The organism is uncultured Roseobacter sp. (assembly GCF_947488185.1).
In the GTDB taxonomy this organism is placed as follows: Bacteria; Pseudomonadota; Alphaproteobacteria; order Rhodobacterales; family Rhodobacteraceae; genus Roseobacter.
The window spans coordinates 589,070-608,784 of sequence record NZ_CANKYM010000003.1 but is presented as its reverse complement, the minus strand read 5'-3'; the positions used below and the strand labels follow the sequence as shown (position 1 = coordinate 608,784).

Below are 19,715 nucleotides of genomic sequence, written 5' to 3'. Positions count from 1 at the left end.
CGCAAAGCAGGCAAAGGACGCTTTCCGCGCCGCCCATTGGTTGCTAGCTTCGCGCCATGGACCTGCACAATACCTACCCCAGCCTCGTCGATTTGCGCCAGCGCGCACAGCAGCGCATCCCGAAATTTGTCTGGGAATACCTTGACAGCGGGACCGGGCAGGAAGCCACAAAGGCGCGGAATCGCAAGGCCTTGGACCGCATTGGCTTTGTCCCGTCCATCCTGCACGGTGAATTCGATCTTGACTTGAGCATGCCGCTTTTTGGGGACACCCTTCCCCTGCCCTTTGGCATCGCACCCGTTGGCATGTCGGGGATGATCTGGCCGGATGCGGAAGCGCATTTGGCCCGCGCTGCGGGCCGGGCGGGCATCCCCTACAGCCTGTCTACCGTGGCCACCCAGACACCCGAAGACATCGCCCCACACCTTGCGGCGGATGGCTGGTTTCAGATGTACCCGCCACGTGACGAGGCCATTCGCACCGATATGCTGAAACGCGCCCGTGCCGCGGGTTTCTCAACGCTTGTGTTGACGGTAGACGTGCCGGTGGCCTCGCGCCGCGAGCGCCAGACGCGCTCTGGCCTGACCCTGCCGCCCCGGCTAACGCCACGTTTGATGGCCCAGGTCGCCCTACGCCCCCGCTGGGCATTTGAAATGGCGCGGCGCGGATTGCCCCGGATGCGCACGCTGGAGAAATACGCCAGCGTGGCCACCACGGCACTCTCCTCCACGGCGCATGTGGGTTATCTGCTGCGCACCTCGCCCGATTGGGACTACGTCGCCTGGCTGCGTGATGCGTGGGAAGGCCCCTTGCTGATCAAGGGCGTTCTGCGCGCCGACGATGTGCCTGCCTGTGAAAAGATCGGTGTGGACGGGCTTTGGGTGTCCAATCACGCGGGGCGCCAGTTCGATGGTGCGCCAGCTTCAATCGAGGCGCTGCCGCGCATCCGCGCAGAAACCGACCTGCCGATCATCTTCGATTCCGGGATCGAAGGCGGGCTCGACATCCTGCGGGCGCTGGCGAGCGGCGCGAATTTCGTCATGTTGGGCCGCGCGTTCCACTTTGCCCTTGCTGCCCTCGGCCCCCCAGGTGTCGATCACCTCGTGGACATCCTGCGCAAGGATTTGGCAGCCAATATGGGGCAATTGGGCGCGCGGGATCTGGCAAGCCTGCCGCCCCCCACTGTCCTGTCTTAACCTGGATCGACCCCAACGGTGACATGGGTGTTTCGTGCGAGCAGTCCCGGCCTTGCGCGCCACCCAACCCCGGGGCGGCCAGGACACATTACCCATCTCGAACTCTCTGTCAGAGGGGATCACATGACGTTGATACCCCGGCCAATGTGCACCCTTTTCAGACGTCAGGGAAGTTACCGGAAAGCTCAATCAAGAGGGAATATCCCCGCTCCAACGGCGTTTACAGAGGGTTCAACCGTCGCAAAACGCCGTTCAAACACGGATTCTTGCGATATACCCACTACTACGTGTTGTTGCAGTTACCCAAACGTCATACACGTTGCTGCACCTGCACAATAGCCCGAAAGACCGGAGCCTCCTATGACCGACTTCCGCAAAATCCTGATCGCGAACCGCGGTGAGATTGCCATCCGCATCATGCGTGCCGCCAATGAGATGGGCAAGAAAACGGTGGCCGTCTACGCGGAAGAGGACAAACTCGGCCTGCACCGGTTCAAGGCGGATGAGGCTTATCGCATTGGCGAGGGGTTGGGGCCCGTTGCTGCATATTTGTCGATCGATGAAATGATCCGGGTCGCGAAGGCCTCCGGCGCGGATGCGATCCACCCAGGCTACGGGCTGCTGTCGGAGAACCCCGATTTTGTCGATGCCTGTGATCAGAACGGCATCACCTTCATCGGTCCGCGCGCGGAAACCATGCGTGCCCTTGGCGACAAGGCCAGCGCCCGCCGGGTGGCCATGGAGGCCGGTGTGCCGGTCATTCCCGCCACGGAAGTGCTGGGCGATGATATGAAGTCCATCAAGTCGGAGGCGAAGGAGATCGGTTACCCGCTGATGCTCAAAGCCTCCTGGGGCGGCGGTGGGCGCGGCATGCGTCCGATCCAAGGCGAAGGTGAGCTGGAAGAGAAGGTGCTGGAGGGTCGCCGCGAGGCCGAGGCCGCCTTTGGCAATGGCGAGGGCTATCTGGAAAAGATGATCCTCAAGGCGCGCCACGTGGAGGTGCAGATCCTCGGCGACAAGCACGGCGGGATGTATCACCTTTACGAGCGGGATTGTTCGGTGCAGCGCCGCAACCAGAAGGTCGTGGAACGCGCCCCTGCCCCCTATCTGACCGACAAGCAGCGCGACGAGATTTGCGAGCTGGGCTATAAAATCTGCAAACATGTGAATTACGAATGCGCGGGCACCGTCGAATTCCTGATGGATATGGACGACGGCAAATTCTACTTCATCGAGGTGAACCCACGCGTGCAGGTCGAACACACGGTGACCGAGGAGGTCACCGGTATCGACATCGTTCAGGCGCAGATCCTGATCGCCGAGGGCAAGAGCATTGCCGAGGCGACGGGCAAACCCACGCAGAAAGACGTGCAATTGAACGGCCACGCGCTGCAGACCCGGATCACCACCGAGGACCCGCAGAACAACTTCATTCCTGACTATGGCCGCATCACCGCCTTCCGCGAGGCCACGGGCATGGGCATCCGTCTGGATGGTGGCACCGCCTATTCCGGCGGTGTGATCACGCGCTACTACGACAGCCTGCTGGTGAAGGTGACCGCCAAGGCGCAGACGCCGGAGGCGGCGATTTCTCGCATGGACCGGGCCTTGCGCGAGTTCCGTATCCGGGGCGTCAGCACCAATATCGCCTTTGTCGAAAACCTGCTGAAGCATCCGACGTTCCTCGACAACACCTACCACACCAAGTTCATTGACGAGACGCCGGATCTCTTCCACTTCACCCGCCGCCGGGATCGCGGCACCAAGGTCTTGACCTATATCGCGGACATCACGGTGAACGGGCACCCGGAGACCAAGGACCATCCGCGCCCCGCAGCCCATGTGCGGAACCCCAAGCCCCCCGCGCTCAAGGCCGACCCGATGATGGGCACGCGTAACCTGCTGGAACAGAAGGGGCCGCAAGCGGTTGCTGATTGGATGAAACAGCAGCGGCAATTGCTGATCACCGACACCACGATGCGGGATGGACACCAATCCCTGCTGGCTACGCGCATGCGCAGCCATGACATGATCAAGGTGGCCCCGACCTATGCCGCCAATCTGCCACAGCTTTTCAGCGTGGAATGCTGGGGCGGCGCGACCTTTGACGTGGCCTACCGGTTCCTGCAGGAATGCCCCTGGCAGCGCCTGCGTGACCTGCGGGCCGCCATGCCGAACCTGATGACCCAGATGCTGCTGCGCGCCTCCAACGGCGTTGGCTACACCAACTACCCTGACAATGTGGTGCAGGAATTCGTGCGGGTAGCGGCCAACACCGGTGTCGATGTCTTCCGCGTCTTCGACAGCCTGAATTGGGTTGAAAACATGCGTGTCGCGATGGACGCAGTGATCGAGAACGGCAAGGTCTGCGAGGGCACGATCTGTTACACTGGCGATATCAATGATCCGGATCGCGCCAAGTACAATCTGAAATACTACGTCGATATGGGTAAAGAGCTGCGGGACGCTGGCGCCCATGTGCTGGGCCTCAAGGACATGGCTGGGCTGCTGAAGCCCGCCGCCGCCCGTCAGTTGATCAAGGCGCTGAAATCCGAAGTTGGTCTGCCCATCCACTTCCACACGCATGACACCGCAGGCGTAGCCTGCGCCACAATCCTCGCGGCCTCCGAAGCAGGCGTGGACGCAGTGGATTGCGCGATGGACGCGCTCTCGGGCAACACGTCTCAGGCGACTCTTGGTTCTGTCGTGGAGGCGCTCAAGCACACGGATCGCGACACCGGGCTGTCCATGCAGGCGGTGCGTGAAATCTCTGACTACTGGGAAGAGGTGCGCAGCCACTATGCGGCCTTCGAGACCGGCATGCAGGCCCCCTCCTCCGAGGTTTATCTGCACGAGATGCCCGGCGGTCAGTTCACCAACCTCAAGGCGCAGGCTGCCAGCCTCGGTCTGGAAGACCGTTGGCACGAGGTGGCGCAGACCTATGCCGATGTGAACCAGATGTTCGGCGACATCGTGAAGGTGACACCCTCGTCCAAGGTGGTGGGTGACATGGCGCTGATGATGGTGTCACAAAACCTCTCCCGCGCGGACGTGGAAAATCCTCAGACCGATGTCGCCTTCCCCGACAGCGTTGTCGATATGATGCGCGGCAACCTTGGCCAGCCTCCCGGCGGCTTCCCGGCTGGCATTCTGGAAAAAGTGCTGAAGGACGAAAAACCCAACACCGAACGCCCGGGCAAGCACCTGCCCCCCGCCGATCTGGAAGCACTGCGCAAGGAAGCGTCGGATGCAATGGAAGGCCGCGAGGTCGATGATGAGGACCTCAACGGGTACATGATGTATCCCAAGGTCTTCCTCGACTACATGGGACGGCATCGCACCTATGGCCCCGTGCGCGCACTGCCGACGAAGACGTTTTTCTACGGCATGGAGCCCGGCGAGGAAATCTCTGCCGAGATCGATCCCGGCAAGACTCTGGAAATCCGTCTGCAGGCGGTCGGTGACACCAACGAGGATGGCGAGGTCAAGGTCTTCTTTGAACTCAACGGCCAGCCCCGCGTAATCCGGGTGCCCAACCGCCTGGTCAAGGCCACTACGGCGCAGCGTCCCAAGGCGGAAGTCGGCAATGCCAATCACATCGGCGCGCCGATGCCCGGTGTCGTCGCCTCGGTCGCCGCCAGCGCCGGCAGCAAGGTCAAAGCAGGCGATCTGCTGCTGACCATCGAGGCGATGAAGATGGAAACCGGCATCCACGCCGAACGCGACGCGGTGATCAAGGCGGTGCATGTGACGCCGGGTGGTCAGATCGATGCCAAGGATTTACTTGTGGAGCTTGAATAGCCGAGACTTTCCAATGGAAATGAAACACCCCGCCTTGTTGGAAAGGCGGGGTGTTTCTCCTTCGCGAAAAAGGCCCCACACAGGGGCCTTTTGTCATTCATGATGTATTGAAATCAGGTTTTACGGAAACGACGCATCGCGCCGAGACCACCAAGACCGGCGATCAGCATCCAAGCGGCAGCTGGCAACGGAACCGGCGTAGTCGGATCGCCCATGTACCAAGCGTTGATGTGCGAGAATGCACTTCCGGCGCCGGAATTTGCATTGTCATATGTGAACCACGTCCCGGACAGAGCCTTGGTCAGATCGAGGTTGTAGAATGCAAATCCGTTCCCGTGCTTCACGGAAATGCCCACTGTCGCGTAGTTGTTTGGGTTGATAATCGACCAGGTGTTGCTGGCCACGCTCACAGTCAATCCAAGGTTGCCGTTTCCCTGACCGCTCGCGCCGTCAGGATTATCCCCCTGCACTTCTGCCCCGGAAATCCATCCAGCGGCCGAAATCGGACTGTTGTTTCCGGTTGAGTTGCCCTGTGATCCGCCAAGATTTCCGCAGATCGATCCGGCGTCAGCAACGGAAAGATCCATGCCAGCCTGTGTTGCGGAAAAACTCTTGCCTCCACAGCCTTCAATAACCGCCGCACTGGATGTGCCAACACTTAATCCGAGCGCGACAAATCCGACCGCCGCTACTCTAAAAATCCAATTCATTTCAATTCTCCAAACCCCATGCCGCTAAAGCAGCAATCCCCAAAAAGGCGCGAAACAGACGCCCTTACGTCAACGTAACAAAACCTCGGCCAGTTACATGGAAAAAAAGGTTGAAAACGCTTTTTTTTGCCGCAATTGAGGATGTTTCACTACCAACAGTGGAAACTATCGGGGTGGCTCTCCTGTTTGACTGCCTAATGCAGCGTCAATCAAGCTGCTTTCGACTGCGGCACGAGCGTACATCTCATGATTCGCGGACATGGCATTGCGCGAACTCAGGTTGATGATCGCTCTGCCAAAAATTCTGCTGTCAGCCATATCTTGCCCTACCAACAATTTCCATGACACAGCTTGCCTATGAAAATATCTTCCTTTTCCATCATCGTCCCTGACTATGACGCGGGCCTTGCGTTTTTCTGCGGCGTGCTCGGTTTTGATCTGATTGCCGACATCCCGCAGGGCCGCAAACGCTGGGTGGAGGTGCGTGCCCCCGGTGCTGCGCTCTCTGTCGTACTGGCGCAAGCGGACGGCGCGACACAGCGGGCGATGATCGGAAATCAGGGTGGTGGTCGCGTCTGGCTGTTCCTGGAAACCGATGACTTTGCGCGAGACCACGCACATCTCAAGACACATGGCATCGTTTTCGAAGAAGAGCCGCGCACCGAAATCTACGGCACCGTGGCCGTCTTTCGCGACCCGTTTGGCAATCGGTGGGACTTGATTCAGAAAACTGTTTGACTGCTTTGCGAAACACGTTTTGCACAGCGGAAAAACAGAAATTTTTTTGCTTTGGGGCGCGGTTTTCTCTTGCAGGCACCGAACAGCAGAGGTATCTCACGCCTCACCCAAGGATGCGGGCGTAGCTCAGGGGTAGAGCATAACCTTGCCAAGGTTAGGGTCGGGCGTTCGAATCGCCTCGCCCGCTCCAATGGGGACCAATCACGAAGAATCACGTCAAAAAGAGAGACCTGTCTTCCGTTGGGTTTCGGCTATTTGATCAGCAGCCGTTCACAATCGGAATATGTGATCCTTTTGGTCGGCCAAATGCTCAAGGCAGACATTTGGCCGCAATGCTTTTCGTGATCGCCTTTCAGCAAGGCACCGGACGTATGGAAGTAAGACAGATATGACCCGTCTTACCCATTTGTTGCTCGGCAGCAGCTTGAGAAAACTCGCCTGTAGTTTCAGCCTTCCAGCCGTCGGCTGGTGTCTTCGGTCCGATCTCCGGATGCCATTCTGGAGAATGCAACACGCCAGCCCTCGGCGAGTTCAGGCACCATCGCCAGCTCCGCCGCATCCTCCTCGGAAATACGCCGCGTGAGGCGCGCAGCCGTAACGCGCCTGACCGACCAGTCGGGCTGTCGGCGCTCGATGAGCTGCACCTCGTCACCCACCGCCACTCGGCCATTCTCTAAAACCCGGTAGTACCAGCCCGTCCGCCCTGTCTTCTGGAACAGATAGGCCATACGGCTGTTCTGCGTATGCTCGGACACCTTCCAGCAAGGCTGTCGCCCTTGACTGATCTGAACGACAGCCGTTCCGAAACGCAGGATATCTCCGACACATAGCATATCTTCGGTCATGCCGGACGTGGTGACGTTTTCGCCGAATGCAGCCGGGATCGTCCTCACCGGAATCTCTCCTTCTGCTATCCATGATGCGTAATGGTCCGAAGCATAGTGGTGGATCGCCTTGTCACATCCGCCGTGGTTCTTGAGATCGGCCTGCGCATCCTCAACAAATCCGTTTTCGTCGATCAGCAAGGGGCCGGCCACCGCCGTTTTGCCAATCGCCGAGGGCTCCCGGCCCTCCCAGCGATTTTGTATCTGGCCAACGAAAAGCCCGTTTATCCGGGATGTCAGGAATGCCGCGGTCATACGCTCTCCTGTTCATGACAGATCTGATTTCCTTCATCAGGTGACAGCGTCACGTCCAGCAATGCGCAAAAGGGAACACCTTCAACGTTTCGATGATGAATGCAGGTTTTGCACAGACCGAATTCGCGGCCCTCATTTTCAGCGAGCGCATTTTGAAGCGCGTTGCGCAGCAAGCTTTGCAAGGCGTTTTGATCGTCCCTGCCGAGCGCAGACACTGCACTTTGCAACGGCGCAGGGCGCTCCGCCGCTATGCGTCCCGCTTGCGTCAATTCATAGCTGATAACCCGTCTGTCATGCTCTGAACGATGCTCCTTCACGTACCCTTTCTGGAGTAGGGATTTCAGGGATTGGGTTGTCGTTCCCCGAGTTGTTCCAAGATAATCCGCCACATGCGACGGGCTTCTGGAAAATCGGTTGGCCCGACAAAGATAGCCGAGTACGGCGCGCTGAGAGGGGTTCAAATCCCCTGCCCAGCCAGCGGCCGCATCCAACCTTGCAAGTCGATTTATCAGTTCACGGATATGCGTATCTGTTGCCATGGACGAAATGTATCGAGTCGAAATTACTATTGCAATAGTTTCGACTCGATATTATTAGTGAGTCGAAATCACCTAAAAGGATACGACATGACCAAAACTCTCTTTGCCCTCTCTGCGGGTATTGTCCTTCTCGGCGCGACAGCCTTCGCGGCGGGCAATCACGATTACGGGCACGCAGTCACCCAGAAAGGCGCCGTTCTCTCAGATGCAGATGGCACAAAGGTTGCCTCATTTGACATTCTGGCGGCACATGCGCACCGCACCGGCAATGTCGTCACGTTCCATATGACCACAAACGGCATGGCGGGCGCCGATGTCCCTAACCCCATTGGTGAAGTGGGCGGTTCGACCGTGTTGTCCTATGTCTGGCCCACATCACTGGATCCTTCCGCCGTCGGTTTCGAAAGCGGCACCGGAATTCTCGCGCTGGCGGCAACCAGCCACCCGGACTTTGACGACACGCCGCTCTATGATGAAAACAACGATGGCGATCCGACCAATGACGGCGTGATCTGGCACAGTCATTGGGTGGTTCTGACACCGACCGAGGCATGCGGCGTAGGCGCGCTTGCAGTGCGCGATATTCCCGAGGGGGAGACCCCCCAACTCCCGGCGACTTGGCCAGGCTTTCCGATCTTCCTTGACAGTCCGGGGTTCACACCGCTTTTTGATGGACCAGAGATTGCGATCAACGTCGGCTTTCGAAGCGATGTCGAATTGGCAGGCGTCGCCTACGACGGCGTGACATCCGCCTTGCGCGTGAATGCGAACATTCATTCACCTCTGCTCTGCGTCGTGGATGTTTTCGATGTCGCCTCTGGCGATCTGAGCTTGCCCGGAAGAATTAAGTAGAGCCAACCTGGGGGGCCAGTGGCCCCCCTATCTCTTCAAGGTACCGCTCTCTGGTATACGTCAGGACTGAGGGTCATGCTTTCGGAAGAGCCGGTTTTCTCTCCAGCCAGATTGGTCGCCAGATGTCAGACGCGACACTTACCGCCTCCGGAACGGTAACTAGCCATTCATGTCCTGTAGCAAGCGCCCGTGTTTTTGAGTGGCCTCCAGCAGGTTGCCAAACGTGCGAACACCTTTGCCCTCAAGCAGTGGCAAAAGCTTGACCAAGGCTTGCGCAGTCGCTTGAGCATCACCGAGCGCGGTATGACGTAGATGCGCTGGCAAGGTCACCGCCAGACGGTCGCAAAGCGCATCGAGGGAGTGCTCCTCATTGGTGCCGAAGACCACGGCAGACAGGAGCACGGTGTCCAATACCGGATGGTTCCACTCCACTTCCATGTCGGATTGGAACCTGCGCAACAAACCTATGTCGAAAGGCGCGTTATGCGCGACGAGAACGGCATCTCGGGCGAAGTGGTGAAAGCTGCGACCAGCCGTGCCGATGTCGGGCGCTGCTGCGACATCGGCATCAGTCACACCGTGAATCTTCGTTGAGGCGGGCGGGATGGCACGGCCGGGATTGACATAGGTATCCAGCACTTCACCCTCGACAATCCGACCATTCAGCACCCGTACGGCGCCCAGCTGAACGATCGCATCCTTTTCGACCGACAGACCGGTTGTCTCGGTATCAAAAGGCACGAAGCAAAGGTCGCGCAGCGGCATTTCCTTGATCTCTTTTGTCTCGGACGCATTCATCAGATCAAAATCAAACACCAGCGGACGCGGGTCTATCGATGGGCTTTTCACCGTCTTTACGTCCAGACAGAGCATATGACCATCGCCGCCCAGGGCTTTCAGCCTTGCGTTGAAATCGCCATTTCCAGCGGTGTCCTGCAGTGTAAAAGTTACCTCTCCCGCCCCTTTCGACAAAGTATCCATCGCCTCATGCAGCGGGCCGAGGTCGAAGTAGTCGGCGAGCGGTGCTTTCAAGCGCGGCGGTGCAATCTGTGACAGCACGTCAGCAGCCTGTGCATCATAGAGCACGATTTCCCGTGCCGGATTGAGCAGGATCGTTGCAATCGGGATTTCGGTGAGCAGCGCGGTGAGCCGCGCGCTCTCCGCTTTAAGCCGCTCCGTCTCGCGCGCGACCTCGGCGGCAGTGTCCATGACCGAGCTGCTCATCGTCTCCGACAGCGCGCTGGCGGCGGGCGCCAGATCGCCGAGATAGCGCGCCGCTTCGGTATCGACGGCACAGTCGACACCGGAATGCGCGCGCAAGCGCAGATCGGCAGAGAGGCGCGTGATGGGTTTGGCCATATTCTCGTCGAACAGCAGCCAGATGCCGAGCGCGAAGCCGGTATTCAGAAAGGTGAAGGCAATGAATGCGGTGAGAAAGGGCGCCGCGGGCAAGCCCGCTTCACCCCGCGACCACCCGAAGGCCAGCGCCCCCGCCGCCAGCGCCGCACTCACAAATGCCACGAGGCAGAAGAAGAGAAAGACGCGAAAGCGCAAGGAGAGGTTGGTGAACATCTCAGGTCTCGCACACCAGTGTCAGGATCGGATCATCCGCTGGCATTGTCTGCCAATCAGCATCGGACACGGTGCCATCCGCGGCAAAATCAGCCCCGTCAATCAGCAGGGCGGATTGCGACAGCCTGCAATCAAACAACATCGGGGCCTGGTTGACCGGCGACCAGCGGCCAAAGAAATAGATATCCGCAAGCCGCTGATCGGGCAGGTTCGGGTGTCTACGCGCCGTGCCCGTGTCTACGGCAGCAAAGCGTTTGGTATAGGGCCACACCTGGGTCCACGGACGTAGCCAGCCTTGTTCCTCAACCGTTGTGGCGATCTGCACACCCTGGGGCAGTCTTTCTGCAGTACGTCCAAACCAAGTGTATTCGTTCGAGATGGTCATGCCGATCATGCCCGCGCCAGCCGCCACCGGCATCACCCACTTCGGCAGGCGCCGACCGGTGATGATATTGAGCAGCATGGCAACGCCAGCACAGGCGATCCCGGCGAAGATAGTGGCGATGAGTTCGACAAACATGGGCCTATCCTAACGCGCCTTTGCCCGATCCTACAGCGGATTGCATCGTCTTCACGACCACGAAGGCGTCCCGCAGGTGGCTGCGTTCGAAATCCGAGAGCGTTGCGGGATCGAGATAGTTGTTCGGTTTGTTGCCTGCCTTGATCTGCGCCGCCTGATGGTCGAGCCGCGTCGTCGCGATCAGGTCGTAGGCGTGCAGCAGGTCGGCGCCGCCCGAGGCCGAGAGCACGCCCGCCCTTTGTGCGGCCTCCAGCCGGGCGCGGGTGTTCACCGGGCTGAGGTGTCCCTGCAGCGTATAGACACGGCCGAGATCGACGATGGGCACGACACCGTTGTGCTTGAGGTCCAGCTGGTTTCGGTGCTCGCCCGAGCGGATGGTCGCAAGCCCGCGCAGCAGTCCCAGCGGCGGCTGGTGTTTGAGCGAATTGGCGATCATATGCGCAGTGAAGATCGAGTTCTTCGACGCCGCCGCCAGCGTTGCCTCTTGCAAGTCACTGAAAAGGCTGTGATCCCCGCCAATGGGGCGCAGGTCGAACATCACCGAGGCGAGCATCTGTGCTTCGGGGTTTGGCGTGGCGATCCAGCCACGGAAGTAGTCCTTCCAGACCTGCAGCGGCTGGCACCAGCGCGGGTTGGTCGCCATCATATCGCCGGGGCAGTAGAAATACCCGCAGGTGTCGAGCCCGTCGCTCACGTATTTTGCCAGGGCGGCGAAGTAAGGTTGGTGCGCCTCCATCATCTCATCCGACAAGATCAGGCAATTGTCCTGATCCGAAACGCCTGTCTGTTCCTGCCGACCCTGGCTGCCGCAGGCGAGCCAGAGGTAGGGCACCGGCGGCGGCCCAAGCTCCGCTTCGGCCAGCGCCAAAAGCCGCCGGGTCGCGGTGTCTGCAATATCGGTGATCAGCCGCGTGACGACCTCATGCCGATTGCCCGCCTCGACCAGCTGCACCAGCAACTCCGGGATTTTTGCCGTCGCCCGTGCCATCTCGGTGGCATCGGAGGCTTTGGCCACGCGGCCCACCAGATCGGCCGAGGACATGGCTTGTGCCCGTGTCAGATCCGTCTGCGTCACAATGCCCACGAGGTCCGCGCCTTCGATAATCGGCACATGACCAATCCCGCGCTCGACCATCAGGTGCAGCACATCCGTGACCAACGCTTTGGGGTCCAGCGTCATCGGGTCCTCCGTCATGATCGAGGAGACCGGGGCCGTGGGGTCATGGCCTTCAGCGATGACGCGCCCGTTCATGTCGCGCAGGGTGACGATACCACGAAAACCCGCACTGTCGCTCACACAGATCGACGAGATGCGCTTGGCGTGCATCTGGCCCGCCGCGGTGCGGATCGGTGTCTCGGGCGCGCAGGTCATCGGATCGCGCGTCATCAGCTGCCCAACGGGCAGCGTTGTGAGATCGGTTTGATCGGTGCGGGCCGGTCGTCGTCGGTCAAAGAATTTCGCAACCGGCGTATGGGCGTCGATGAGCGCAAAGAGCGTGTCCGATGGCATCACGATCAGCGTTGTGTCATCGGTTGGCGTAGCCGTGCGGCTTGCGTCTTCGCCGCGCAGCAACGCGCGCTCGCCAAAGGAGTTGCGTGGACCAAGGATTGAAATCTGGACGTCGGTCTCGTCGGTGACTTCGACCTCACCGGCGGCGATGATATAGAGGCTGGTGGCAGCGTCGCCCACTGCAAACACTGTCTCGCCCGGCGCATAATCCTTCGCGTCGCAGACCTTTGCCAACGTGTCGAGATCGGCATCCGACAGGCTGTCATACGGGTGCACGGAGGCGAGGAACTGTCTGTGATGGGCCGGAAGGGGCATGTGTCAGCCTCTTGAAGCGGGATGCCCTGCCCGAAGGAGGATCGGGCAGGACGGGCCTGATATGGGAGGCACCGCCACGGTTCCCCGTGGCGGCGTCAGGCAGTCTTAGTGGCCGTCAGCGGCCACGCCAGCACCACGCGGGATGCGGACGCTTTCGACGAGGTCCTTGATCTCCTGCGGGGTCTCTTTGGTCATGCCGGAGACCACATAGGCCACCGCGAAGTTGACCGCCGCCCCGATGGCGCCGAAGGAGGTCGACTTGATCGGGCCCAGCAGCGGGTCAGCATCCGTGAACGTGTTGGTGTCCGGGATGAAGAACCAGCCTTTGTGCAGGAAGATGTAGAGCAGCGTGACCACCAGACCGGCAAGCATGCCTGCCACCGCGCCGACGTTGTTGATGCGGGTCGAGAAGATGCCCATCATCAGCGCCGGGAAGATCGAGGCTGCCGCGAGACCGAAGGCCAAGGCCACCGTTTGCGCCGCAAAGCCCGGTGGATTGAGGCCCAGAAGGACCGCCACCACAATCGCCGCCGCCATCGACACCCGCGCCGCCAGAAGCTCGGATTTCTCCGACATGTTTGGCGTCAGTTGCCCTTTCAGCAGGTCGTGTGAGACCGCCGAAGAGATCGCCAGCAACAACCCTGCCGCCGTCGACAGCGCTGCCGCAAGGCCACCCGCCGCCACAAGGCCGATCACCCAGCCCGGCAGGCTTGCAATCTCGGGGTTGGCAAGCACCAGGATGTCGCGGTTGAAGTTGGTCAGCTCATTGCCTTCCCAGCCGTTCTCCGCGGCCTTAGCTTGCAGATCGGCGTTCTGATCATTGTAGTACTGGATCTTGCCGTCGCCGTTCTTGTCTTCCCAACCCAGCAGGCCAGTCTTTTGCCATGTGGCCATCCAGGCGTACTCGGGGTCGGTTTCGATCTGCTCGACGCTGACCGCTTCGCCGCTTGTGCCATTGGGCCACATCAGCTCGGAGATATTCAGCCGTGCCATGGCACCCACAGCAGGGGCTGTCAGATAGAGCAGCGCGATGAAGACCAGCGTCCAGCCTGCGGACCACCGTGCATCGGACACACGCGGCACGGTGAAGAAGCGCATGATCACGTGCGGCAGACCGGCGGTGCCGATCATCAGCGACAGGGTGAAGAGCACCATATTGATGGTCGACCCATGCGCTGCGGTATACTCGGCAAAGCCCAGGTCGGTCACAATCTGGTTCAGCTTGACCAGCAGCGGCTCGCCACTTTCCGTACTGCCGAAGAGACCCAGCGCCGGGATCGGGTTGCCCGTCAGTTGCAGCGAGATGAAGACCGCCGGGATTGTATAGGCGGTGATCAGCACGCAGTATTGCGCCACCTGCGTATAGGTCACGCCCTTCATGCCGCCGAAGACCGCATAAGCGAAGACCACGCAGGACCCGATGAGCAGACCCCAGAAGGCGTCGATCTCAAGGAAGCGGCCAAAGGCGATGCCCACACCCTGCATCTGGCCGATCACGTAAGTGATGGAGGCCACGAGCAGGCAGATCACAGCGACCATGCGCGCGGTGCTGGAATAGAACCGGTCGCCGATGAACTCGGAAACGGTGAACTTGCCGAACTTGCGCAGATAGGGCGCAAGCAGCAGTGCGAGCAGCACATAGCCACCGGTCCAGCCCATCAGGAAGGACGAGTTGTCGTAGCCGGTGAACGCGATGAGCCCCGCCATCGAAATGAAGGAGGCGGCAGACATCCAGTCAGCAGCGGTCGCCATGCCGTTGGTGACAGGATGCACGCCGCGCCCAGCGGCATAGAATTCTGATGTGGAGCCCGCGCGGGCCCAGATCGCAATGCCGATGTAGAGCGCGAAACTCGCGCCCACAAACAGCAGGTTGAGTGTAAACTGGTCCATTGTTCCTATTCCTCGTCCACGCCGTGTTCACGGTCGAGCTTGTTCATGCGCCAGGCGTAAAAGAAGATCAGCGCCAAGAAGACGAGGATCGACCCTTGCTGTGCGAACCAAAAGCCCAGGTCGGTGCCGCCGACGGCGATCCCGGCCAGAAGTGGGCGCAGGATGATCCCGAACCCGAATGAGACCAGCGCCCAGATGGCGAGGCTGATCAGGATAAGACGCACATTGGCACTCCAATAGGCGTTGGTGTCGTTTGTTTGGGACATATTGCCCTCCTCCGTGTGATTCCCTGAGGCCGGGGCGGCCTCCCTCAGTTGGTCAGGCCGTGGCCTGCGCCACCACGCTTTCGAGTGCGGTGGCAATCTCGTCAATCGCGCCCATGGCCGGGATGCGCGACAGCGCCCCTTGGCCCGCGTAGTAGTCGATGAGCGGCGCGGTCTGTGCGTGATAGGCTGCGAGCCGCTGCGCCACCGTCTCGGCATTGTCATCGGCACGGCGCTTCATCTCGGTGCTGCCGCAATGGTCACAGACGCCCGGCTTGGCCGTCGGTTTGAACGTGTCGTGATAGCCTTCGCCGCAGCCGCCGCAGGTGAAGCGGCCCGAGATGCGGTCGACCATGGCCGCGTCATCCACTTCAAGGCTGATCGCGGCATTGATCCGCTGGCTCGTGGCTTGCAGCAGCGCATCCAGCGCCTCGGCCTGCACGGTTGTGCGCGGGAAACCATCGAGGATTACGCCTCGCACGCAATCCGCGTCAGCCAACCGATCACTCAGGATCGCGATGACAATCTCATCGCTGACCAGATCGCCGGCCTCCATCACCGCCTTGGCGCGCTGGCCTGCGGGCGTGCCCGCAGCCACCGCCGCGCGCAACAGATCGCCGGTGGAGAGCTGGACCAGGCCATGCCGGTCTTCGAGCATCCGCGCCTGGGTGCCTTTGCCGGCACCGGGAGGGCCAAGCAGGATCAGAACCGGGGCAGTGACGGGTGTTTTCGAGCCATCCATCATGCATCCCCCCGGTTCATGCGGTTTTCGATGAGGTCATCGACCACGGACGGGTCCGCGAGAGTCGAAGTGTCACCGAGCGCGCCAAAGTCATCCTCGGCGATCTTGCGCAGAATGCGCCGCATGATCTTGCCGGAGCGTGTCTTCGGCAGGCCCGGCGCCCATTGAATGAGGTCCGGCTTGGCGATGGGGCCAATCTCGGTGCGGACCCATGTTTCCAGCTCCTTGCGCAGCGCGTCCGTGGGCTCTTCACCGTTCATCAGGGTCACGTAGGCATAGATGCCCTGCCCTTTGACGTCATGCGGGTAGCCGACCACGGCGCTTTCGGCGACCTTGGCATGCGCGACCAATGCGCTTTCCACCTCAGCCGTACCCATGCGGTGACCGGAGACGTTGATCACGTCATCCACGCGGCCCGTGATCCAATAGTCGCCATCTTCATCACGGCGGCATCCGTCGCCCGAGAAATAATAACCTTTGTAATCAGAGAAGTACGTCTTCTCGAACCGCGCGTGATCCCCCCAGACAGTGCGCATCTGACCGGGCCAGCTGTCCGCGATGCACAACACGCCGTCGACGCCATTGCCCTCAATCACCTCGCCCGAGGTCGGCTCCAGCACAACCGGCTGCACGCCAAAGAACGGCTGTTGTGCGGCACCTGGCTTCAGCTTGGTGCTGGGCAGCGGGGTCAGCATGTGGCCGCCCGTTTCGGTCTGCCAGAAGGTGTCGACGATGGGGCATTTGCCCTTGCCGACGACCTCGTTGTACCAGTTCCAGGCTTCGGGGTTGATCGGCTCACCGACCGAGCCCAGCAGGCGCAGGTCGGACAGATCGTGCTTTTCCACCCACTCCTTGCCCGCGCCCATCAGCGCGCGGATCGCGGTGGGGGCCGTGTAGAACTGGTTGACCTTGTGCTTGGCGCAGACCTCCCAGAACCGGCCCGCATCTGGATAGGTGGGCACACCTTCGAACATGATCGTGGTCCCGCCATTCGCCAGCGGACCATAGACGATATAGCTGTGGCCAGTCACCCAACCCACATCCGCGGTGCACCAGAAGACATCGCCGTCGTGGTAGTCGAAGGTGATTTCATGGGTCATCGCAGCATAGACCAGATAGCCGCCGGAGCTGTGCACAACGCCCTTGGGCTGGCCCGTTGAGCCGGAGGTGTAGAGGATGAAAAGCGGATCTTCCGCGTTCATCTCAACCGGCGCGCAATCCGCCGAGGCCGCAGCCATCAATGCCGTGCAATCGTAATCGCGATCTGTCCATGTGGTCTGCCCGCCGGTGCGTTTGACCACCAGACACTTGACATCGTCCTTGCAGTGCAGCAGCGCGGTGTCGGTGTTGGATTTCAGCGGCGTTTCGCGTCCGCCCCGGGGGGCATAGTCTGCAGTTATGACGACTTTCGCGTCACAGCCGTTGATCCGCGCGCCCAGTGCGTCCGGGGAGAAACCGGCGAAAACGATGGAATGAATGGCCCCAATCCGCGCACAGGCGAGCATGGCATAGGCCGCCTCGGGGATCATGGGCAGGTAGATGACAACACGGTCGCCTTTTGCGACGCCCAGCTCCCGCAACACATTGGCCATTTTGCTGACAGAGCGGTGCAGATCGTTGTAGGTGATGTGCTGGGCTGCGTCCTTCGCCGGGTCATCCGGCTCCCAGATGACGGCGGTCTGGTCGCCGCGCGTCTCAAGGTGGCGATCGATGCAATTGGCCGAGACGTTCAGCGTGCCATCTTCGAACCAGCGGATGTCAATGTTGCCGGGCGCAAAGGACGTGTTCTTGACCTTGGTGAAAGGCTTGATCCAGTCGATCCGTTGACCTTCCTTGGCCCAAAAGGCGTCAGGGTCCTGCACGGATGCGTTGTATATCCGCGCATAGTCCTCTGCAGTCACATGCGGCCGTTTACGCGCGGTGCTGTCTGGCGACACCTCGGTCGGCGCTAGCAAGTCTTCCGTTGTCATAGGTATCCTCCTCGTGCTGCGCCGCGTTGCATCCCAACCATCGGGGGTACGTGGCGCTTGCCGTCAGAGCATACTCAGAATTGTAAATTGAGCATCCTTTTCATTGGTTTCATTGGTATTTTTTGTAAATGTTTTTTCGGAAATAGCGATTTCTTGTAAAAGACTTCTCAGGTGGCGAGATTAATCAATGATTACTTCACCGTAACAATCTTGCTCCAACCCATGGTCCACGGCAAAAATATACCAAAGCACACCAGCCAGTATCAGACTTGGGCTTTGGAGCTGCGACAAATTGTCCACTCGCTCAAAATTCCCGTCTACCGGGAGTTTCGCCAACGCCCTTTTGGACGCACTACAGGAATTCGCACTGGTGTAATCATGGATGTGAGTCGCCCGAAGTCTTGGGCGGACCTAACTGCTAAAATCACAGGATAAATGCCCTAGTTTACCGGATGCCCGTCATTTGATGAGACCATCAAAAGTGCCTCAAGAGCTCTGTCGGGCACGCAGCCTACGGCAAGGCAAAGAAGTACCAGCCGCTTTCGCAAGGAACGATCTGCCCCCCTCCTCGCACAACCTGAGCCCTGTTGTCAGTTGGCCTGATTAAATCGGCGCAAGACAGCATCCCCACGCCTCTGGGCGCTGTCGAGAGCCGATTGCGCATCTGCTTCTCCTGACCAGACCGCCTCAAGCTCTTCGTTGATGATCCCACGCAGCAGGTCCAGCGCATTCAGGCGCACCCCTCTTGAGTTATCTGTCAAAACGTCAACAGAAATCTGCGTCACGGCGACATCCGTGCCCGGGTTCGTTGCATAAAACCCCTGAGCCCTTGTGAGCTGTACCGCATTATAGGTGATCGGCAGATACCCCGTCGCTTGATGCCAACGCGCCTGCGTGTCGGCCGCGCTAAGATAGGCCAGAAATGCGGCCGTGGCCTGATACTCCGCCTCTGTCTGCCCTTCCATGATCCAGATGGACCCGCCGCCGACAGTCGAATTCTGCGGCCCGTCCACCAAAGCTGGCCAGTAAGGCAGAGGGCGCACGTCAACATCGAAATCCGCGCTGGCATGGATCGAGGCGTATGCCGCAGAGCTTTCTGTCAAAAGCGCGCATTCCCCGGCGCGGAACTTTGCACCCGCGGCATTGCGACGTCCTTCGTAGACGAATTTACCTTCCTGCGCCCAAACACCCAAAGCGTTGATGTGCGCCACCTGCGCGGCACTGTTCAGGGCAAGCGCTGCATCACGCCCGCCCAAACCGTTTGCCTGCGTGGCAAAAGGCACGTCGTGATAGGCTGAGAAGTTTTCCAGATGAATCCAGCTAGGCCAGCTGGTTGTCAACGGACAGGTACTGCCTGCTGCCTTCAATAGGCTCAATACATCATTGACCTGCTCCCAAGTGGACAAATCAACTTCCGGATCAATCCCGGTAGCGGCAAGCGCGTCCCGGTTCACCCAAAGCACCGGTGTTGACGTGTTGAACGGCAAGGAAAGCATTCTGCCGTCCAGGTCCGAAAAAAGAGCCCGGATGCCGGGGATGTAAGTGTCACCTGTGAACTCGGGGTCGCGCATGACCATCACGTCATGCAGCGGTTTGAAAGCACTTGGGGTCGAGACCATGGCAGCGGACCCGACATCGTCGACCATTAGCAGGTTTGGCCGATCATCCGCACCAAGAGCCTCGAGACCGGCGCGAAGGGTCTGCCCATAATCCCCCTTGCGAACGGCGGTTACTATCACGTCGTTCTGCGCGGCATTGAACGCGTCAACTTGTGTGGACATGAGCTCCGCCAGCCCCCCGGAGAACGCATGCCAGAACGCGATTTCCGTCTGCGCCGCGAGCGGAGACGCGGGCGAGCAAAACAGGGCTGCAGCCAAAATCATATCACTAAATTTCACCGGGCACTCCATTTTCGGATGACAATCGCCACCGCACGGGACGGATATCCCAGTGATCGT

The 19,715-nt window shown here is 60.1% G+C and carries 15 protein-coding genes and 1 tRNA gene; 5 read left to right on the top strand and 11 right to left on the bottom strand.

Annotation, left to right across the window (positions count from 1 at the left end; genetic code table 11):
- Positions 1–56 precede the first annotated feature (56 nt).
- Together Q1A52_RS14170 and Q1A52_RS14165 are read left to right on the top strand one after the other, a co-directional pair.
- The gene (locus tag Q1A52_RS14170; protein ID WP_300016513.1) at positions 57–1,196 is read left to right on the top strand and encodes an alpha-hydroxy acid oxidase; all 1,140 of its coding nucleotides are present in this window, start codon (positions 57–59) and stop codon (positions 1,194–1,196) included.
- A gap of 360 nt (positions 1,197–1,556) precedes the next feature.
- Positions 1,557–4,997 (top strand): pyruvate carboxylase, encoded by a 3,441-nt coding sequence (locus Q1A52_RS14165; RefSeq protein ID WP_300016510.1) that lies wholly within the window; start codon positions 1,557–1,559, stop codon positions 4,995–4,997.
- Between the two features lie 113 nt (positions 4,998–5,110).
- Here Q1A52_RS14165 and Q1A52_RS14160 read toward each other — a convergent pair whose 3' ends face one another.
- Complete coding sequence (locus Q1A52_RS14160; RefSeq protein WP_300016507.1) at positions 5,111–5,707, bottom strand: VPLPA-CTERM sorting domain-containing protein; 597 nt, start codon at positions 5,705–5,707, stop codon at positions 5,111–5,113.
- A gap of 357 nt (positions 5,708–6,064) precedes the next feature.
- Between Q1A52_RS14160 and Q1A52_RS14155 the strand changes: the two genes are divergently transcribed.
- The gene (locus tag Q1A52_RS14155; protein WP_300016504.1) at positions 6,065–6,445 is read left to right on the top strand and encodes a VOC family protein; all 381 of its coding nucleotides are present in this window, start codon (positions 6,065–6,067) and stop codon (positions 6,443–6,445) included.
- A gap of 115 nt (positions 6,446–6,560) precedes the next feature.
- Positions 6,561–6,635 (top strand) — tRNA-Gly (locus tag Q1A52_RS14150).
- A gap of 256 nt (positions 6,636–6,891) precedes the next feature.
- On the opposite strand, the gene Q1A52_RS14145 is transcribed toward Q1A52_RS14150, so the two are convergent.
- Positions 6,892–7,584, bottom strand: a complete 693-nt coding sequence (locus Q1A52_RS14145) for an MOSC domain-containing protein (protein WP_300016501.1) — start codon at positions 7,582–7,584, stop codon at positions 6,892–6,894.
- Positions 7,581–8,123, bottom strand: a complete 543-nt coding sequence (locus Q1A52_RS14140) for a MarR family winged helix-turn-helix transcriptional regulator (protein ID WP_300016497.1) — start codon at positions 8,121–8,123, stop codon at positions 7,581–7,583. Before Q1A52_RS14140 ends, Q1A52_RS14145 begins: the two co-directional genes overlap by 4 nt.
- A gap of 87 nt (positions 8,124–8,210) precedes the next feature.
- On the opposite strand from Q1A52_RS14140, the gene Q1A52_RS14135 reads away from it, so the two are divergent.
- Positions 8,211–8,975 carry a hypothetical protein gene (locus tag Q1A52_RS14135; protein ID WP_300016494.1) on the top strand — a complete coding sequence of 255 codons (765 nt, stop codon included), beginning with the start codon at positions 8,211–8,213 and terminating at the stop codon, positions 8,973–8,975.
- A gap of 159 nt (positions 8,976–9,134) precedes the next feature.
- On the opposite strand, the gene Q1A52_RS14130 is transcribed toward Q1A52_RS14135, so the two are convergent.
- The 8 genes from Q1A52_RS14130 to ugpB all read right to left on the bottom strand — a co-directional run bounded on the left by Q1A52_RS14130 (position 9,135) and on the right by ugpB (position 19,655).
- Complete coding sequence (locus Q1A52_RS14130; protein ID WP_300016491.1) at positions 9,135–10,547, bottom strand: PolC-type DNA polymerase III; 1,413 nt, start codon at positions 10,545–10,547, stop codon at positions 9,135–9,137.
- 1 nt (position 10,548) lies between these two features.
- Complete coding sequence (locus Q1A52_RS14125; RefSeq protein WP_299782689.1) at positions 10,549–11,067, bottom strand: hypothetical protein; 519 nt, start codon at positions 11,065–11,067, stop codon at positions 10,549–10,551.
- A 4-nt stretch (positions 11,068–11,071) separates the two neighbouring features.
- Positions 11,072–12,892: a DUF294 nucleotidyltransferase-like domain-containing protein gene (locus Q1A52_RS14120; protein ID WP_300016488.1), complete on the bottom strand. Its 1,821-nt coding sequence runs from the start codon at positions 12,890–12,892 to the stop codon at positions 11,072–11,074.
- Positions 12,893–12,997: 105 nt separating this feature from the next.
- A complete protein-coding gene (locus tag Q1A52_RS14115) occupies positions 12,998–14,782 on the bottom strand; it encodes a sodium:solute symporter family protein (protein WP_300016485.1) in 1,785 nt (594 codons plus the stop codon).
- Positions 14,783–14,787: 5 nt separating this feature from the next.
- The gene (locus tag Q1A52_RS14110) at positions 14,788–15,048 is read right to left on the bottom strand and encodes a DUF4212 domain-containing protein (RefSeq protein ID WP_300016482.1); all 261 of its coding nucleotides are present in this window, start codon (positions 15,046–15,048) and stop codon (positions 14,788–14,790) included.
- 52 nt (positions 15,049–15,100) lie between these two features.
- Entirely contained in the window at positions 15,101–15,787 is a 687-nt protein-coding gene (locus Q1A52_RS14105; RefSeq protein WP_300016479.1) for an adenylate kinase, read from the bottom strand.
- Positions 15,787–17,757 carry an acetate--CoA ligase gene (gene acs, locus Q1A52_RS14100; RefSeq protein ID WP_300016476.1) on the bottom strand — a complete coding sequence of 657 codons (1,971 nt, stop codon included), beginning with the start codon at positions 17,755–17,757 and terminating at the stop codon, positions 15,787–15,789. Before acs ends, Q1A52_RS14105 begins: the two co-directional genes overlap by 1 nt.
- Before the next feature lie 590 nt (positions 17,758–18,347).
- Entirely contained in the window at positions 18,348–19,655 is a 1,308-nt protein-coding gene (gene ugpB / locus Q1A52_RS14095) for a sn-glycerol-3-phosphate ABC transporter substrate-binding protein UgpB (protein WP_367278045.1), read from the bottom strand.
- Between the last annotated feature and the right edge of the window lie 60 nt (positions 19,656–19,715).